Source organism: Pseudomonas sp. GW456-12-1-14-TSB6 (assembly GCF_059424205.1).
This window is the reverse complement of the sequence record NZ_JBWKZE010000003.1, coordinates 149,459-164,307: the sequence shown is the minus strand read 5'-3', so window position 1 is coordinate 164,307 and position 14,849 is coordinate 149,459. Positions and strand designations below refer to the sequence as shown.

General features: G+C 62.1%; 13 protein-coding genes. 9 read left to right on the top strand and 4 right to left on the bottom strand.

Annotated features, from left to right (window positions below):
• On the bottom strand, window positions 1-420 hold the full coding sequence (gene pmcY / locus AC07Y2_RS03885) for a periplasmic Zn2+ metallochaperone PmcY (RefSeq protein ID WP_103385482.1): 420 nt from the start codon (window positions 418-420) through the stop codon (window positions 1-3).
• 108 nt (window positions 421-528) lie between these two features.
• Here pmcY and hrpB point away from each other — a divergent pair, with 108 nt between their 5' ends.
• Together hrpB and AC07Y2_RS03875 are read left to right on the top strand one after the other, a co-directional pair.
• A complete protein-coding gene (hrpB, locus tag AC07Y2_RS03880) occupies window positions 529-3,048 on the top strand; it encodes an ATP-dependent helicase HrpB (protein ID WP_103385481.1) in 2,520 nt (839 codons plus the stop codon).
• Between the two features lie 92 nt (window positions 3,049-3,140).
• Complete coding sequence (locus AC07Y2_RS03875; protein ID WP_039771819.1) at window positions 3,141-4,289, top strand: ATP-binding protein; 1,149 nt, start codon at window positions 3,141-3,143, stop codon at window positions 4,287-4,289.
• A gap of 90 nt (window positions 4,290-4,379) precedes the next feature.
• On the opposite strand, the gene AC07Y2_RS03870 is transcribed toward AC07Y2_RS03875, so the two are convergent.
• The gene (locus AC07Y2_RS03870; protein WP_007958716.1) at window positions 4,380-5,294 is read right to left on the bottom strand and encodes a LysR family transcriptional regulator; all 915 of its coding nucleotides are present in this window, start codon (window positions 5,292-5,294) and stop codon (window positions 4,380-4,382) included.
• Between the two features lie 239 nt (window positions 5,295-5,533).
• Between AC07Y2_RS03870 and AC07Y2_RS03865 the strand changes: the two genes are divergently transcribed.
• The 5 genes from AC07Y2_RS03865 to AC07Y2_RS03845 all read left to right on the top strand — a co-directional run bounded on the left by AC07Y2_RS03865 (window position 5,534) and on the right by AC07Y2_RS03845 (window position 11,461).
• Window positions 5,534-7,027, top strand: a complete 1,494-nt coding sequence (locus tag AC07Y2_RS03865; RefSeq protein ID WP_039771817.1) for an aldehyde dehydrogenase — start codon at window positions 5,534-5,536, stop codon at window positions 7,025-7,027.
• 32 nt (window positions 7,028-7,059) lie between these two features.
• Window positions 7,060-8,430, top strand: a complete 1,371-nt coding sequence (locus AC07Y2_RS03860) for an aspartate aminotransferase family protein (protein ID WP_103385480.1) — start codon at window positions 7,060-7,062, stop codon at window positions 8,428-8,430.
• Window positions 8,431-8,845: 415 nt separating this feature from the next.
• On the top strand, window positions 8,846-9,823 hold the full coding sequence (locus AC07Y2_RS03855) for an ABC transporter substrate-binding protein (RefSeq protein WP_103385479.1): 978 nt from the start codon (window positions 8,846-8,848) through the stop codon (window positions 9,821-9,823).
• A 10-nt stretch (window positions 9,824-9,833) separates the two neighbouring features.
• Window positions 9,834-10,637, top strand: coding sequence for an ABC transporter permease (locus AC07Y2_RS03850; protein ID WP_085648700.1), 804 nt, complete (start codon window positions 9,834-9,836; stop codon window positions 10,635-10,637).
• Window positions 10,625-11,461, top strand: a complete 837-nt coding sequence (locus tag AC07Y2_RS03845; RefSeq protein ID WP_039771810.1) for an ABC transporter ATP-binding protein — start codon at window positions 10,625-10,627, stop codon at window positions 11,459-11,461. Before AC07Y2_RS03850 ends, AC07Y2_RS03845 begins: the two co-directional genes overlap by 13 nt.
• Before the next feature lie 2 nt (window positions 11,462-11,463).
• Here AC07Y2_RS03845 and AC07Y2_RS03840 read toward each other — a convergent pair whose 3' ends face one another.
• Together AC07Y2_RS03840 and AC07Y2_RS03835 are read right to left on the bottom strand one after the other, a co-directional pair.
• On the bottom strand, window positions 11,464-12,540 hold the full coding sequence (locus tag AC07Y2_RS03840; protein WP_103385478.1) for an endonuclease/exonuclease/phosphatase family protein: 1,077 nt from the start codon (window positions 12,538-12,540) through the stop codon (window positions 11,464-11,466).
• A 74-nt stretch (window positions 12,541-12,614) separates the two neighbouring features.
• Window positions 12,615-13,289 carry a YciC family protein gene (locus AC07Y2_RS03835; protein WP_218191738.1) on the bottom strand — a complete coding sequence of 225 codons (675 nt, stop codon included), beginning with the start codon at window positions 13,287-13,289 and terminating at the stop codon, window positions 12,615-12,617.
• A gap of 178 nt (window positions 13,290-13,467) precedes the next feature.
• Between AC07Y2_RS03835 and AC07Y2_RS03830 the strand changes: the two genes are divergently transcribed.
• Window positions 13,468-14,226: a DUF2076 domain-containing protein gene (locus AC07Y2_RS03830; protein ID WP_085668065.1), complete on the top strand. Its 759-nt coding sequence runs from the start codon at window positions 13,468-13,470 to the stop codon at window positions 14,224-14,226.
• A gap of 137 nt (window positions 14,227-14,363) precedes the next feature.
• Window positions 14,364-14,843, top strand: coding sequence for an NYN domain-containing protein (locus AC07Y2_RS03825; RefSeq protein ID WP_007958730.1), 480 nt, complete (start codon window positions 14,364-14,366; stop codon window positions 14,841-14,843).
• Window positions 14,844-14,849 lie beyond the last annotated feature (6 nt).

Here is a 14,849-nt window from a genome sequence, read left to right as displayed (position 1 = left end):
TTATGCGGCAGGTTGCAGGCCGAACATCGCCAGTTGCTGGGTGCTGCCCCTGTGCTGGATCAGGCGCGGGTCGTCCAGCGGCAGATTGCGGCCCAGCTCCGTTTCGAGAATAGCCTGCAACTTCAAGTTATCGACCTGACCGTCCGGGCCGATGGCTTGCTTGAGCTTGGCCGGATCGACCTGCGCCGTGTGGCCCGGTTCGAAGTAGATCGCGCCGGTGGCGAAGTCCACGGCAAACGCGATCACGCCGGGAAGGATATAGAACAGCAGGCCCACGGCATCGAGCACGGCAATCGCCGGGTCGATCTTGCCGTCGATCTGGCCGCGCCGGTCTGGGTAGAAAATCGAACCGCACGCGGTGATCTGAGTGAGCAGGGTGGCAACCAGTACACCGCCGATCAGGCGAAAAGGTAAGCGCATGGGAATCTCCTGAGTCATCTGTTAACGAAGCGTCATCGTGTGAAGTTAAGACCCTGACGAACGCCTGGCAGTTCGCCGTTATACTCGCCGCTCTGTTTTGGAGCCAGTATGAATTCGTTGCCGATCGATGACGTTTTACCCGCCCTGCGTGAAGCCCTCGCGACACGTCACGAAGCCGTGCTCGAAGCACCGCCCGGCGCCGGTAAAACCACCCGCGTGCCCTTGGCCCTGCTCAATGAAGCGTGGCTGAACGGGCAGACCATTCTCATGCTCGAACCGCGTCGGCTGGCCGCCCGCGCAGCGGCGGAACGGCTGGCCAGCGAGCTGGGCGAGAAGGTCGGTGAAACCGTCGGTTATCGCATCCGCCTCGACAGCAAGGTTGGCCCCAACACCCGCATCGAAGTGGTCACCGAAGGCATCCTCACCCGGCGCTTGCAGGACGACCCGGCGCTGGAAGGCGTGGGCCTGCTGATCTTCGACGAATTTCACGAACGCAGCCTCGACGCCGATCTGGCGCTGGCCCTCAGTCTGAACGGTCGCGAGCTGTTTCGAGCTGAACAACCGCTGAAAATTCTGCTGATGTCCGCCACCCTTGAAGGCGAACGTCTGGCCGGGTTGCTCGACGACGCGCCAATCCTGCGCAGCGAAGGCCGGATGTTCCCGGTAACGATGCGCTGGGGCCGACCGTTCCAGCCCGGCGAGTACATTGATCAACGCGTCACGCAAACGGTGCTCGAAGCGCTGCACGATGAAACCGGCAGCCTGTTGGTGTTTCTGCCGGGGCAGGCGGAAATCCGGCGGGTTCATCAGCAACTGGCGGACGCCATCGGTGAGCGCAGCGACGTCTTGCTCTGCCCGTTGCACGGCGAACTCGACCTGAATGCACAACGCGCCGCCATCGACCCGGCCCCGGCGGGCCAGCGCAAAGTGGTGCTGGCCACCAACATCGCCGAGACCAGCCTGACCATCAACGGCGTGCGCGTGGTGATCGACGCCGGGCTGGCGCGGGTGCCGCGTTTCGATCCGGGCAGCGGCATGACTCGCCTCGACACCCAACGCATCTCTAAAGCCAGTGCCACCCAGCGTGCGGGCCGGGCCGGGCGTCTGGAACCGGGCGTGTGTTATCGCCTGTGGTCGCAGGATCAGCACGAACAACTCGCGGCTTATGGCAGTGCGGAAATCCTTTCGGCGGATCTGGCTGGCCTGGCTTTGCAACTCGGTCGCTGGGGCGTGGCGCCGAGTGATCTGATCTGGCTGGACGTGCCACCGGCCGCCGCTTATGCACAGGCTCAAGACCTGTTGCAGCGCCTCGGTGCGCTGGACGGTGAAACCCTCAATCGCCACGGTCAGGCCATGGCCGAATTGCCGGCCCATCCGCGCATCGCTCATTTGCTTTTGCGCGGTCAGGCACTGGGATTGGCGAACATGGCGTGCGACGTCGCCGCGTTGCTCGGCGAGCGCGACATTTTGCGTGGCGCCGGGGCCGATCTGCACAGTCGTCTGGCGCTGCTGTCCGGCGAAGAGCGCGCGGCTCGTGGTACCCAGGGCGGCGTGCAGCGTGCCCGGCAACTGGCGCGGCAATATCGCGGCTACCTGCGTGGGCAACCGAGCGAGCCGGTCGCCGACCCGGATCATCCACGCTGGCTCGGCGCCTTGCTGGCGCTGGCCTACCCGGATCGCGTCGCCCAGCAGCGACGGGCCGGTGGCGCCGAATATCGTCTGGCCAACGGTCGCGCGGCGCTGTTCGCCGAAGCCGACAGCCTGATGAAGGAACCGTGGATCGTGATCGCCGACCTCGGCAGCCGCCAAGGCCAGCGTGAAGAGCGGATTTATCTGGCGGCGGATTTCGATCCGGCGCTGTTCGATTCGGTGCTCGCCGAACAAGTGCACAACGTCGATCAACTGGACTGGGACGAACGCGAAGGCGTATTGCGCGCCGAGCGTCAGCGCAAGGTGGGCGAACTGATCCTCAGCCGCGAACCACTGACCGGCCTCGACGAAAACGCCCGCAGTCAGGCGCTGGTCAATCTGGTGCGGCGCAAAGGTCTCGAGCTGCTGCCGTGGACTCCGGAACTGCGCCAGTGGCAGGCGCGAGTCGCGTTGCTGCGCCAGCTCGACCTGGACGCCAAGGGCGACAGCCAATGGCCGGATGTCAGCGACGCCACACTGCTGAAAACCCTCGAAGACTGGCTGATGCCTTATCTGGGCAAGGTCTCGCGCCTCAGCCATTTCGCCAACCTCGACCTGTCGAGCATCGTGCGCAATCTGCTGCCGTGGCCGCTGCCGCAACAGCTCGACGAGCAGGCGCCGCATCACCTGAGCGTGCCGTCGGGCTCGTCGATTCGACTCGACTACAGCGAGCAACCGCCGATTCTCGCGGTGCGCTTACAGGAGCTGTTCGGCCTCGCCGACACACCACGCATCGCCGGCGGCCGGCAAGTGGTCAAACTGCACCTGCTGTCGCCCGCACGGCGCCCGGTGCAGGTGACGCAGGATCTGGCCAACTTCTGGCGCAGCACCTATGCCGAAGTGAAGAAGGATCTGAAGGGGCGGTATCCGAAGCACTATTGGCCGGATGATCCATTGGTGGCTGAAGCCACTGCTCGGGCAAAACCACGGGGTACGTAACAGACGGCATTCAGGTAGGCCTTCCATCTTCCTCAATTATGCGTAATTATTTCTTTATTCATAAATTATGTATTTTGACATAAAGGCTCATAATGACTCCGGAAACCAAGGACTCGCTGCTCTTCCCTCGCACCAACCTGGCTGAAGGAATCCTGGTCACTTTCGAGTCACGCCTGCAGAACGCCGCGACGATATTCGCGCCTCGGCGCAAGGGCAAAACCACCTTTCTGATCAACGATCTGATACCGATTGCCAAGGCACACGGCTTTATTGTTGCAACAGCAGACCTGTGGTTTGACAAGGCGCATCCTGAGCGGGTGATCGCGGGTGCGTTGTATGAGGCCATCCACGGTACAGGGTTCTTGCGACGCAACTGGCTGAAGCTCATGCGACCGGGGTCTCTGGTCCAGTCGGTGGAGGCCGGCGCCAGTACCGACGGCGTAACAGTGAAGGCCGAGCTGGCGAAGGAGGGCGGACTGAACCTGATCGAGCTCTTCGAGCGCTTCCGGATACTCGGTAACGGCAAGGCGCTGCTGATCATCGATGAGGTTCAGCATCTGGCGAGCCGGAAAGAATTCGAAGACTTGACTGCTACGCTCCGTTCGCTATTGCAGCACGCGCACGGTGAAGTCTTTGCAGTGTTTACAGGGTCCTCCCAGGATGGCCTGCATCGAATGTTTCGTCGTACCAAAGCACCGTTCTATCAGTTCAGCCACGAGATCCAGTTTCCTAATCTTGGCCTGGAATTTGTCCAGCATCTGGGCCAGCGGTTCCAGGAAATCACCGGAAGGGAGTGGGAGGTAAACGCCGCTTTCGAGCGTTTTGCTGCCCGGGGATACATGCCCAAGTACATTCGCGATGTATTTCTGCTGTGTCTCACTGAGGGGCTCAGCGTGCGAGATGCAGATCATCGAGCCTGGGGCACCATGACGGACGAAGGCAACTTCGAGAACCTGATTCTGGAGATGGCTCCTCTGGATTTCACTGTACTTATCGGGCTGGTGAGGGGGCTTCCCATTTTTTCTACCGAAGGACGCGAGTGGATTGGCAGCGAGATGCCCGGTGGCCACGTGCCCAGCGCGGCGACGGTTCAGACTGCCTTGAAGCGCCTGCAACGCCGCGACCTGGTCGGCAACCTCGGGCATGGTGAGTGGGCGATTGAAGACATTGCCATGGAAGGTTACTTGCGTCGGAACTTCGTTGAAATTGACCCTCAACTCGGTACGGAAAACGATCAATAGGTTTTTTGGGGGTTGGCATCGGCTTTCCGGCGACAGCCTGAGTTTTATAAAGCTGGTATCAAAAGATCGCAGCCTGCGATCTTTTGATTTTCATCGGCTGGCCTTCGCCGTCAGCTGCTCCCGACAATAATCGGCAAACAGCTGCGCCGGTTTGGTCAGTTGTCCGCGTTTGAGCCACGCCGCCACCAGGCCTGACCCGGTGACGTCTTCGACGATGTCCACGCACACGACTTTCTTGCCGTCGTAGGTGCATTCCGAATGCGGGCGGGTGACCAGGATCGAGAAGCCGAAACCCTGGCCGACCATGCCGCGCACCATTTCGATCGAGGGCGAGCTGAACTCGATGCGTGGCGACAGCCCGAGTTCTTCGAACAGGCTGACGAAGTAGGTGCGGCTCGGTTGTACGTCGAGCAGGATCATCGGTTCCAGGCACAAGTCCCGCAGCGAAACCTGCTTGAGCTGGGCGAAGCGGTGATCTGCCGGCAGCAGGGCGTAAGGCCGTTGGGCCGGCATCAGCGGCTCGGTTTCGATGGTGGCGTCGAGGTCGTGTTTGTACAGGATTGCCAGATCGAAGGTGCCCGAGGTCAGGCCTTGCACCAGTTCCTGTTGTTCGCCGTCGCGGATGCGGATCTTCACCCCCGGATACAGCGCCGAGAACCCGGCAATCAGTTGCGGCAGGTACAGCGGGGCGACGGTTTCGAAACAGCCGATATCGATCTGCCCGGCCACCACGTCGTTGTCGGCGAGGGCGTTCTGTTCGAACTCCTTGGCCATGCGCAGCAGTTCCTGAGCCTTGCGGAAGAACCGCGCACCGCTCGGCGTCAGGGACACGCCCTGGGCGTGATGGCGGATCAGCAGTTGCACGCCGAAGCTGTCTTCCAGCCCCTTGATCGCTGTGGAAATCGCCGGTTGCGCGATGTACAGCTTGCGCGACGCTTCGGCGACGCTGCCGCATTCGACGGTGGTGATGAAGTATTTCAACTGACGCAGGTTGTAAGCGGCCACGGTGAACCTCAAAGCGAACGGATTTCACATCCAAGCAATTTGTAAGCCGCCGGCCTCCGTTCTGTCGGCGGTTTTTTTGTCCCTGAACAATAGCCCCATACGCGCGCGAAGGGGCCATCGGCTGGTTACCTTTTTTATTGTCTGCGAAGACATTTTTACTGGTTTTAGCGCGCACGGGCCTGAGCGACTATCGACCCCGCACTGTTCTCAAAAGAATAAAAGTCCAAGGAGCAACCACCGTGTTCGAGCTTGCAGACTGGCAGCGCAAGGCCGCTGAATTGAGCTATCCGTACCAGGCCGTGATCGACGGCAAACTGCGTGCGGCGCAGTCGGGGCAGACCTTTGCCGCGATCAACCCGGCCACCGGCCAGCTGCTGGCAAACGTCGCCGCGTGTGGTGAAGAGGATGTTGACGCGGCGGTGCAGAATGCGCGACAGGTGTTCGAGGCCGGCACCTGGGCCGGGCGTTCACCGACCGAGCGCAAGCAAGTGCTGCTGCGGCTGGCGGATCTGATTCTGGCCAATCGCGAAGAACTGGCGCTGCTCGATTCGCTGAACATGGGCAAACCGGTGATGGACGCTTACAACATCGACGTGCCGGGCGCCGCCGGGGTGTTCCGCTGGTACGCCGAAAGCCTCGACAAGCTCTACGATCAGGTCGCGCCGAGCGCCTCGAACGTGCTGGCGACCATCACCCGCGAAGCGCTGGGCGTGGTCGCGGCTGTGGTGCCGTGGAACTTCCCGCTGGACATGGCCGCGTGGAAACTCGCCCCGGCGCTGGCGGCGGGCAATTCGGTGATTCTCAAACCCGCCGAGCAATCACCGTTCTCCGCGTTGCGTCTGGCCGAGCTGGCGCTGGAAGCCGGGCTGCCGGCCGGTGTGATGAACGTGCTGCCGGGGCTCGGCGAACAGGCCGGCAAAGCCTTGGGCCTGCACCCGGATGTCGATTGCCTGGTGTTCACCGGCTCGACCCAGGTCGGCAAATATTTCATGCAGTACTCCGCGCAGTCGAACCTCAAGCAGGTGTGGCTGGAGTGCGGCGGCAAGAGCGCCAATCTGGTGTTCGCCGACTGCAAGGATCTGGATCTGGCGGCGCAGAAAGCCGCGTTCGGGATCTTCTTCAATCAGGGCGAAGTCTGCTCGGCCAACTCGCGGTTGCTGGTGGAGCGCTCGATTCATGATGAGTTCGTCGAACGACTGAAGGCCCAGGCCGAACGCTGGCAGCCGGGCGATCCGCTGGACCCGGCGAGTGCGGCCGGGGCGATTGTCGACACCCGTCAGACCGAAAGCGTTCTGCGCTTCATCCATCAGGCCGAACGCGAAGGCGCGACCCGCGTCTGTGGCGGCCGTCAATTGAGTTTCAACGGCTCGGACAACTTCGTTCAGCCGACGATTTTCACCGACGTGCAGCCGCACATGACCCTGTTTCGTGAAGAAGTGTTCGGCCCGGTGCTGGCGGTGATGCCGTTCGATGACGAGGCCCACGCCTTGCGACTGGCCAACGACAGCGTCTACGGTCTGGCGGCGTCGCTGTGGACCGATGATCTGCACCGCGCGCACCGGGTGGCGCGGCAATTGCGAGCCGGTACGGTGTCGGTCAACAGCGTCGATGCGCTGGACGTGACCGTGCCGTTCGGCGGCGGCAGACAATCCGGTTTCGGCCGCGATCTGTCGCTGCACTCGTTCGACAAATACACCCAGTTGAAAACCACCTGGTTTCAACTGCGCTCATGACAGCCGCTCACAACAAGAAAGGAGATCCGGCGATGACCACCTCACGTCAAACCCGCGACTACCAGGCCGCCGATGCAGCGCACCACATTCATGCGTTCGTCGACCAGAAGGCCCTCAACGACGAAGGCCCACGGGTGATGGTGCGCGGTGAGCGTCTGCATCTGTGGGACAACGACGGTCGGCGCTACCTCGACGGCATGTCCGGGCTGTGGTGCACCAACCTCGGTTACGGGCGCAAGGATCTGAACGCCGCGGCGAGTCGGCAACTGGAGCAGTTGCCGTACTACAACATGTTTTTCCACACCACCCACCCGCAGGTGATCGAGCTCTCCGAGTTGCTGTTCAGCCTGCTGCCGGGCCACTACAGCCACGCGATCTACACCAACTCCGGCTCCGAGGCCAACGAGGTGCTGATCCGTACCGTCCGCCGTTACTGGCAGGTGCTGGGCAAGCCCGAGAAGAAAATCATGATCGGCCGCTGGAACGGCTATCACGGTTCGACCCTGGCGGCGACGGCCCTTGGCGGCATGAAGTTCATGCATGAAATGGGCGGGATGATTCCCGACATCGCGCACATCGACGAGCCGTACTTCTTCGCCCACGAAGGCAACCTGACCCCGGCTGAATTCGGCCTGCGGGCGGCGCAGCAACTGGAAGCGAAGATCCTCGAACTGGGCGCCGACAAGGTCGCCGGATTCATCGCCGAACCGTTCCAGGGCGCGGGCGGGATGATCTTCCCGCCGGAAAGCTACTGGCCGGAAATCCAGCGCATCTGCCGCCAATACGACGTGCTGTTGTGCGCCGACGAGGTGATTGGAGGCTTTGGTCGCACCGGCGAATGGTTCGCCCACGAATACTTCGGTTTCGAGCCGGACACCCTGTCCATCGCCAAGGGTTTGACCTCCGGTTACATCCCGATGGGTGGCCTGATCCTGTCGAAGAAAATGGCCGACGTGCTGGTGGAGCAGGGCGGTGTGTTCGCCCATGGTCTGACCTATTCCGGGCACCCGGTGGCGGCGGCTGTGGCGATTGCCAACCTCAAGGCATTGCGCGATGAAGGCGTGGTGACGCGGGTCAAGGATGACATCGGGCCGTACCTGCAACAGTGCCTGCGCGAGGTGTTCGGCAATCACCCGTTGGTGGGCGATATCCAGGGCACGGGCATGGTTGCGGCGTTGCAACTGGCCGAAGACAAGGCCACGCGCAAGCGCTTTGCCAATGAGAACGACATCGCCTGGCGCTGCCGCACGATCGGTTTTGAAGAGGGGGTGATCATTCGCTCGACACTGGGGCGGATGATCATGGCGCCGGCGTTGATTGCCAGTCGTGAAGAGATTGACGAGCTGGTGGGCAAGACGTTGAAAGCGCTGGATCGTACGGCGCAGGAATACGGCCGGCTCTAACTCCCCCGATCGCTCGTTCCGTGTCCTGATCGTTCCCACGTCGAGGCGTCGAACCGTCTGCGTGGGAATGCCTCAAGGGACGCTCCGCGTTCCAGCTCTCGAATGGGACGCAGAGCGTCCCGGGCTGCATTCCCACGCAGAGCGTGGGAACGATCTCCGCCAGACTTTTTCCCATCTGCACCCACCTCGGGCACCCCCGCCCGACGCGCCCTTTCGCGGTGCGCACTACCCAGTTTTTTCATCGTTCGCGTCTAACTATTTCCTCGTTTTCCTGAGGCCAAGCCTGGTTCAACATCGATTTCGCCAGCTAAGGCATTGCCCGCCAGAGTCCAGCAGAGACCGCAGCGTGCATCCGCGCCGACGAGGCTGGCCGTACTGCCCATGACAACTAAATCAACAGCGTTGGGAGTGCTCCATGAACAAGTCCTTGTTTACCCGTCTTGCATGTCCTCTGGCGATTTCCGCCCTTTGCGTCACCGCCGCTCAGGCTGGCACCTTGTCGATCGGCCACACCACGTGGGTCGGTTACGGCACCCTGTATCTGGCTCAGGATCTGGGCTACTTCAAGGAAAACGGCCTGACCGTCGAATTGCCGGTGGTCGAAGAAGCGTCGATGTACATGGCCGCCCAGGCGTCCGGGCAATTGTCCGGCTCGGCCTCGACCATCGATGAAGTGCTCAAGTACCGCCCGCAGTTCTGCTTCAAGGCCGTGGCCGCGCTGGATGACAGCCATGGCGGCGACGGTGTGCTGGTCGGTAAAAACGTGAAGAGCCTGCAAGAACTCAAGGGCCAGGCCGTGGCCGTCAACGAAGGGTCGACCTCGCAGTTCTGGCTGTCGTACCTGCTGAAAAAGAACGGCATGAGCATGAGCGACATCACCGTGCAGAACATGACCGCCGACGATGCCGCCACCGCGTTCATCGCCGGTCGCGTGCCGGCCGCCGTGACCTGGGAGCCGCACCTGTCGATGGTGCGCGACAAGCAGCAGGGCAAGGTGCTGATCGACAGCAGCAGTACGCCGGGGGTGATCGTCGATGTGGTGGCGCTCAACTGCACGGTGATCGAGAAGCAGCCGGAAGACGTCAAGGCGCTGGTCGCCGGCCTCTATAAAGCGGTGCAGTTCACCAAGGACCATCCACAGCAAGCCTACGAAATCATGGCCAAGGGCGTCGGTGGTTACCTGTCTGATCCGAAGGAACTGGCCGCCGCTGCGCAAGGCGTGCGCTTCTACGATCAGGCCATGAGCGAAAAACTCCTTGGCTCGCCGGGCAAGCCGGGTGACAGCGCACCGCTGATCAAACTGGCCAACGAAACCGCCAGTGAATTGCAGGGCAAGCCCTACAACGTCAGCAATGACGATCTGGTGGATAACCGTTTCGTCAGCCCGCTCTAGGAGACTGCTCATGTTCAAGCGCAATTCATGGCTGAGCCGCTGTATCACGCCGAAGACCGGGTTGCCGGTGCCGGTGGTGTGGAGCGCCAGCGGTCTGGCCTGGGTGTTGCTGGTCGGCCTGTGGGCCGGGTTGTCTTATGGCGGCATCGTGCCGGGGATGTTCCTGCCGACGCCCGGCGCAGTGGTCGAAGCCGCCGTGCGCCTGAGCCGCGATGGCACCCTCGGCCAGCATGTCTGGGCGAGTGTCGAAGTGGTGATGGTCGGTTTCATTGTTTCGTCGCTGGTGGCGGTGCCGCTGGGGTTGCTGATGGGCAGCTTTCGCATCGTCCAGGCGTTCCTCGAACCGCTGGTCAATTTCATTCGCTACCTGCCGGTGACCTCGTTCGTGCCGCTGTTCATCCTCTGGATCGGTATCGGTCTGGAGCAGCGGGTGTCGGTGATCATTTTCGGTGTGTTCTTCCAGCAACTGGTGATGATCGCCGACGTGTCCAAAGGCATCTCCAAAGACTTGATCAACGCCTCCTACACTCTCGGCTCCACCCGGCGTGACGCGGTGCTGCACGTGATCGCCCCGGCGTCGTTGCCCGGCGTGCTCGACACCTTGCGGGTGACCATGGGCTGGGCCTGGACCTATCTGGTGGTCGCCGAACTGGTCGCCGCATCGAGCGGCCTCGGTTACTTGAGCCTCAAGGCCATGCGCGGCTTTCAGGTCGATGTGATTTTTCTCGCCATCGCGATCATCGGCCTGCTCGGCCTGGTCACCGATCAACTGTTCCGCTTCTTGCGTTTGAGGATTGCCGCATGGGCTCAGTAACCGCTGCCAACCGTCGTTTCATCGAGCCGGTCGCCGCACCGGCACACGCCGCGCCAAGGTTGCAGGTGGACAAGGTCAGCCTGCGCTACACCAAGCCCGGCGGCGGTACATTCACTGCGCTGGAAGAAGTGTCGTTCGAAGTGCCGGATCAGCAGTTTGCGGTACTGGTCGGGCCGTCGGGCTGCGGCAAGTCGAGCCTGTTGTACCTCACTGCCGGCCTGGCCGAGCCGACCTCTGGCGAAATCTACGTCGGCGGCCAGCAAGTGCAGGGCCCCGGCGCGGATCGCGGGATGGTGTTCCAGAGCTACACGCTGTTCCCGTGGCTGACCGTGCGGCAGAACGTCGAGTTCGGCCTCAAGCGACGGGGCATGCCGGCGGCGCGGCGCAAGGAAATTGTCGATCACTATGTCCACGAAGTCGGCTTGTCCGGGTTTGCCGACAACTACGCCAAGCAACTGTCAGGCGGCATGATGCAGCGGGTGGCGATTGCCCGGGCATTGGCCAACGACCCGCAGATCCTGCTGATGGACGAACCCTTCGGCGCCCTCGACAGCCAGACCCGCCTGCAAATGCAGCAGCTGTTATTACGGGTGTGGGGCAACAGCAAGAAAACCGTGCTGTTCGTCACCCACGACATCGACGAGGCGATCCTGCTTGGCGACCGGGTGTACGTGATGGGCGCCAGGCCGGGGCGAATCAAGCAGATTCTCGATGTGCCGATCGAGCGTCCACGCACGCTGGATATGGTGATGGAGCGCTCGTTCATCGACATGAAACGGCAGATCTTCGGGCTGTTGCACGATGATCTCGAAGAGACTCATTGAGGTCAGTTGGGTGGCAGGAGGAACTTCGCAATCACCGGCAGATGATCGGAAATGCGCAACGTATCGTCCTGCCGCACTGTGGCTTCGACTCGTTTGATCTTCGGGCTGTAGAACAAATAATCGACCGTGCGGTCCGGGCCGTTGAGGCCGGGGTCGTTGGGGTAATGGGTCAGCCATTTGGCGCGGTCGATGCCGCTGGCTTCGTTGTTGGTCGGGATCATCGGGTACTTGTCCCACAGCACATGCAGCGCACTGTCGGCGGTGTACGGCGTGCGCTGCTCGGTGGGCAGGCGCCGGTACTGGCCGAGCGGCAGCAGATTGAAGTCGCCGCCGATCAGCCACGGCGTGCCGTGGCTTTCGTGTTTGTCGAGGACCTTGGCCACCGCTGTCACCTGCGCCTGCAAGGTGTCGTCCGGCTGTACGGCGCGATCCAGATGGGTGTTGAACACCACCAGTTGCCCGCCATCGCTGAGCGGCAAAGTGGTGGCGAGCAGCGCATCTTTCGGCTGGAACTGACGGCTGATGAGGTTCGCCGGCTGCACCGGCAATTGCAGGCGCTCGGCGTGTTCGATGCGGTAGCGGCTGAGGGTCGCGAGTTGCCGGCCGACGCTGCCGAAGATGTGCGGTTCCGGGACGAAGTCGGCCTTCCAGTCAAAGGCGTGGGCGCTGCACGGATAGAGGTCGGTCAGGCGCTCCTGCAACAGCTTGAGTTGATTCTGATAGTCGCTGGCCTTGGCGCCGTCATCCAGTTCCTGCAACAGCACCACGTCGGGCTGTTCGTCGCGGATCACCCGCGCCACTTCATCGAGGCTGAACGCCATGTCTTCCGGGGTCGGGGCTTCGTCGTCGCCTTGCGCCAGGTCATTCCAGAACACGTAGCGCTTGCCGGCCAGGTATTGCACGTTCCAGGTCATGACTTTCAGGGCCTGGCCGGGGACCAGCGTCGGCGGTTGCCCGATGCAACTGACCGGCAGGGTTTCCCGGGCGTCGGGGCGCCAGGTCAGGCTGTAGATCAGCGTGCCGATCAGGGCGAGGGCGAGCAGTACGGGCAACAGGATGTAGCGCAGTAGACGGGTCATGGCTCGGCTTATAGCGATACGGAAGTGGTCCCGAGCATACCCGAGACCCATCGATCAGCCCAAGCGCCGTGCAGTCAGACTATTCCGTCACGTTTGTCGGGCAATTCGCTGATCAGCATGAACAGGCGGAACAGCACCACGCTGGTGAACAGTTGCAGGAAGCTGTGACCGCTGTCGATCAGCACTGCAATCAACGGATTCTGCGGATCGGGATAGACCTGCAGGGTCAGGCCCTTGAGCAGCCACAGCGGCCCCATCACACACAGGATGCACGCCAGAATCCGCAGAAAATGCCCGCGGCTCAGGCGCAGGCTTTCCTTCATCGCCTGCAACGGACCGTAACCGCGCAGCACCAGCAGGTACTCACCGAAGGCCAGAGTGACCATCAGCCACAGGCCCGGCAGGAAATACAGCGACAGCCCGAGCAGAATCAACAGCGTGTTCAGCGCAGTCAGCAGGGCAAAGCGCGGCCACAGACGAGCGGCCATCGCCAGCAGATCGCGGGTTTGTGGGGATTCGCCGCGGGTGCGGGCATCGAGAAACAGAATCAGCGCTGCGGTGTACAGCGGATAGACCAGCAGGCCGACGATCACGCTGATGGCCGAGTAACCGTCCGGGTCGCTGGCATGGTCGACCACCTGTTGCAGCACGGCTTCGACAATCACCAGCGGCAGGCACAACTGGACGATTCGGCCCAGATTGCGTTTGAAGAAATACAGGGAGTCGCGCAGCACATCGAAGGCATTCATCAGTCGGTATCGCAGGTCAAAAACAGTGGCCCACTTTAACCGATGATCCGTTTCGCTGCGCAAACGTAAACGTTCGGTAAAGGTCATTGAAACATTCTGTTGCTGCCTCCATTACAGAGGTGCGCCTGCTCCGACGTGGAGGAGGGCAACGTTATCCCCGGCAATCTACGAGGTCGCCATGAACAGCGAAGAACAAACCCTGATCGATGGACTGTTTTCCCGGCTGCAACAGGCCGAAACGGAGGCAGCCCCGCGCGACGCCCAGGCCGAGGCGCGGATCAAGGAACACCTGACGCGCCAGCCGGCCGCAGGTTATTTCATGACCCAGGCGATTCTGGTGCAGGAGGCTGCCCTCAAGAGCCTCGACGAACAGAACAAACAACTGACTCAACAGGTCAAGCAATTGCAGGCCGAACTGCAATCGGCCAAGGCGCAGAGCGCGCCGCCGGCCTCCAGCGGTGGTGGCTTCCTGTCGAGCATCTTCGGTGGCAGCAGCTCGCGCCCGGCGCCGACCCAGAGCGCCCCGGCCTCCACTGGCGGCTGGCGTGAGCCGGCACCGCAGCAGAGCTTCGGTGCGCCCGCGCCACAACAGAACTTCGGCGCGCCACCTCCGGGTTATGGCCAGCAACAAGCGGCCCCGGCAGCCGGCAGCAGCTTCCTCGGCGGCGCCCTGAAAACGGCGGCCGGTGTGGCCGGTGGCGTGATGCTGGCACAAGGCATCAGCAGCCTGTTCCATCACAATCAGCAGCCGGAAGAAATCGTCGAAGTCATCAAGGAAGAGCCGGCCCAGGTCAACGACCAGAGCAACAACGGCTGGGGCGATGACCAGCGCATGGCCAACAATGACTCCTACGGTAATGATCAGGGCGGCTTCACCGACACCGACTACAGCGATGACAACTCATCGTTCTTCGATGACGACGATTCTTTCGTCTGATTCACCATTCGTCCGGGGCGCCTGATCGCCCCGGGCCGATTATTCGCGGAACCTTCCTTCGGGCTGGCATACTGAGCGCCTTTTTCGGGCCAGGTGCCTGATCCGGCTCATGCGCGTCAGCGCTCACAGGAACTCCGGTGAAAAAAATCGCAGTGTTCGCCGATGTGCAGAACCTCTACTACACCGTGCGTCAGGCCTATGGTTGCCACTTCAACTACGCGGCGCTGTGGGCGGATGTCAGCCAGCACGGGCAGATCGTCGAGGCCTACGCCTACGCGATCGACCGGGGCGACAGCAAACAGCAGCAGTTCCAGCAGATCCTGCGCAATCTCGGTTTCACCGTGAAACTCAAACCCTACATCCAGCGCAGCGACGGCTCGGCCAAGGGCGACTGGGACGTGGGCATCACCCTCGACATCATGGACGCCGCCGACCACGTCGACGAAATCGTCCTGGCCTCCGGTGATGGCGACTTCGACATGCTGCTCGAACGCATCATCAACAAGCACGGCGTGCAAGCGGTGGCCTACGGTGTTCCCGGCCTGACCGCCAACTCGCTGATCCGTGCCGCCAGCCGTTATGTGCCGATCGAAGGCGCACTGTTGCTCAAGAATTGAACGGAG

Coding starts and splice junctions, on each gene's coding strand:
- pmcY (WP_103385482.1), bottom strand. CDS start 420: ATGCGCTTACCTTTTCGCCTGATCGGCGGTGTACTGGTTGCCACCCTG.
- hrpB (WP_103385481.1), top strand. CDS start 529: ATGAATTCGTTGCCGATCGATGACGTTTTACCCGCCCTGCGTGAAGCC.
- AC07Y2_RS03875 (WP_039771819.1), top strand. CDS start 3,141: ATGACTCCGGAAACCAAGGACTCGCTGCTCTTCCCTCGCACCAACCTG.
- AC07Y2_RS03860 (WP_103385480.1), top strand. CDS start 7,060: ATGACCACCTCACGTCAAACCCGCGACTACCAGGCCGCCGATGCAGCG.
- AC07Y2_RS03855 (WP_103385479.1), top strand. CDS start 8,846: ATGAACAAGTCCTTGTTTACCCGTCTTGCATGTCCTCTGGCGATTTCC.
- AC07Y2_RS03850 (WP_085648700.1), top strand. CDS start 9,834: ATGTTCAAGCGCAATTCATGGCTGAGCCGCTGTATCACGCCGAAGACC.
- AC07Y2_RS03845 (WP_039771810.1), top strand. CDS start 10,625: ATGGGCTCAGTAACCGCTGCCAACCGTCGTTTCATCGAGCCGGTCGCC.
- AC07Y2_RS03840 (WP_103385478.1), bottom strand. CDS start 12,540: ATGACCCGTCTACTGCGCTACATCCTGTTGCCCGTACTGCTCGCCCTC.
- AC07Y2_RS03835 (WP_218191738.1), bottom strand. CDS start 13,289: ATGAATGCCTTCGATGTGCTGCGCGACTCCCTGTATTTCTTCAAACGC.
- AC07Y2_RS03830 (WP_085668065.1), top strand. CDS start 13,468: ATGAACAGCGAAGAACAAACCCTGATCGATGGACTGTTTTCCCGGCTG.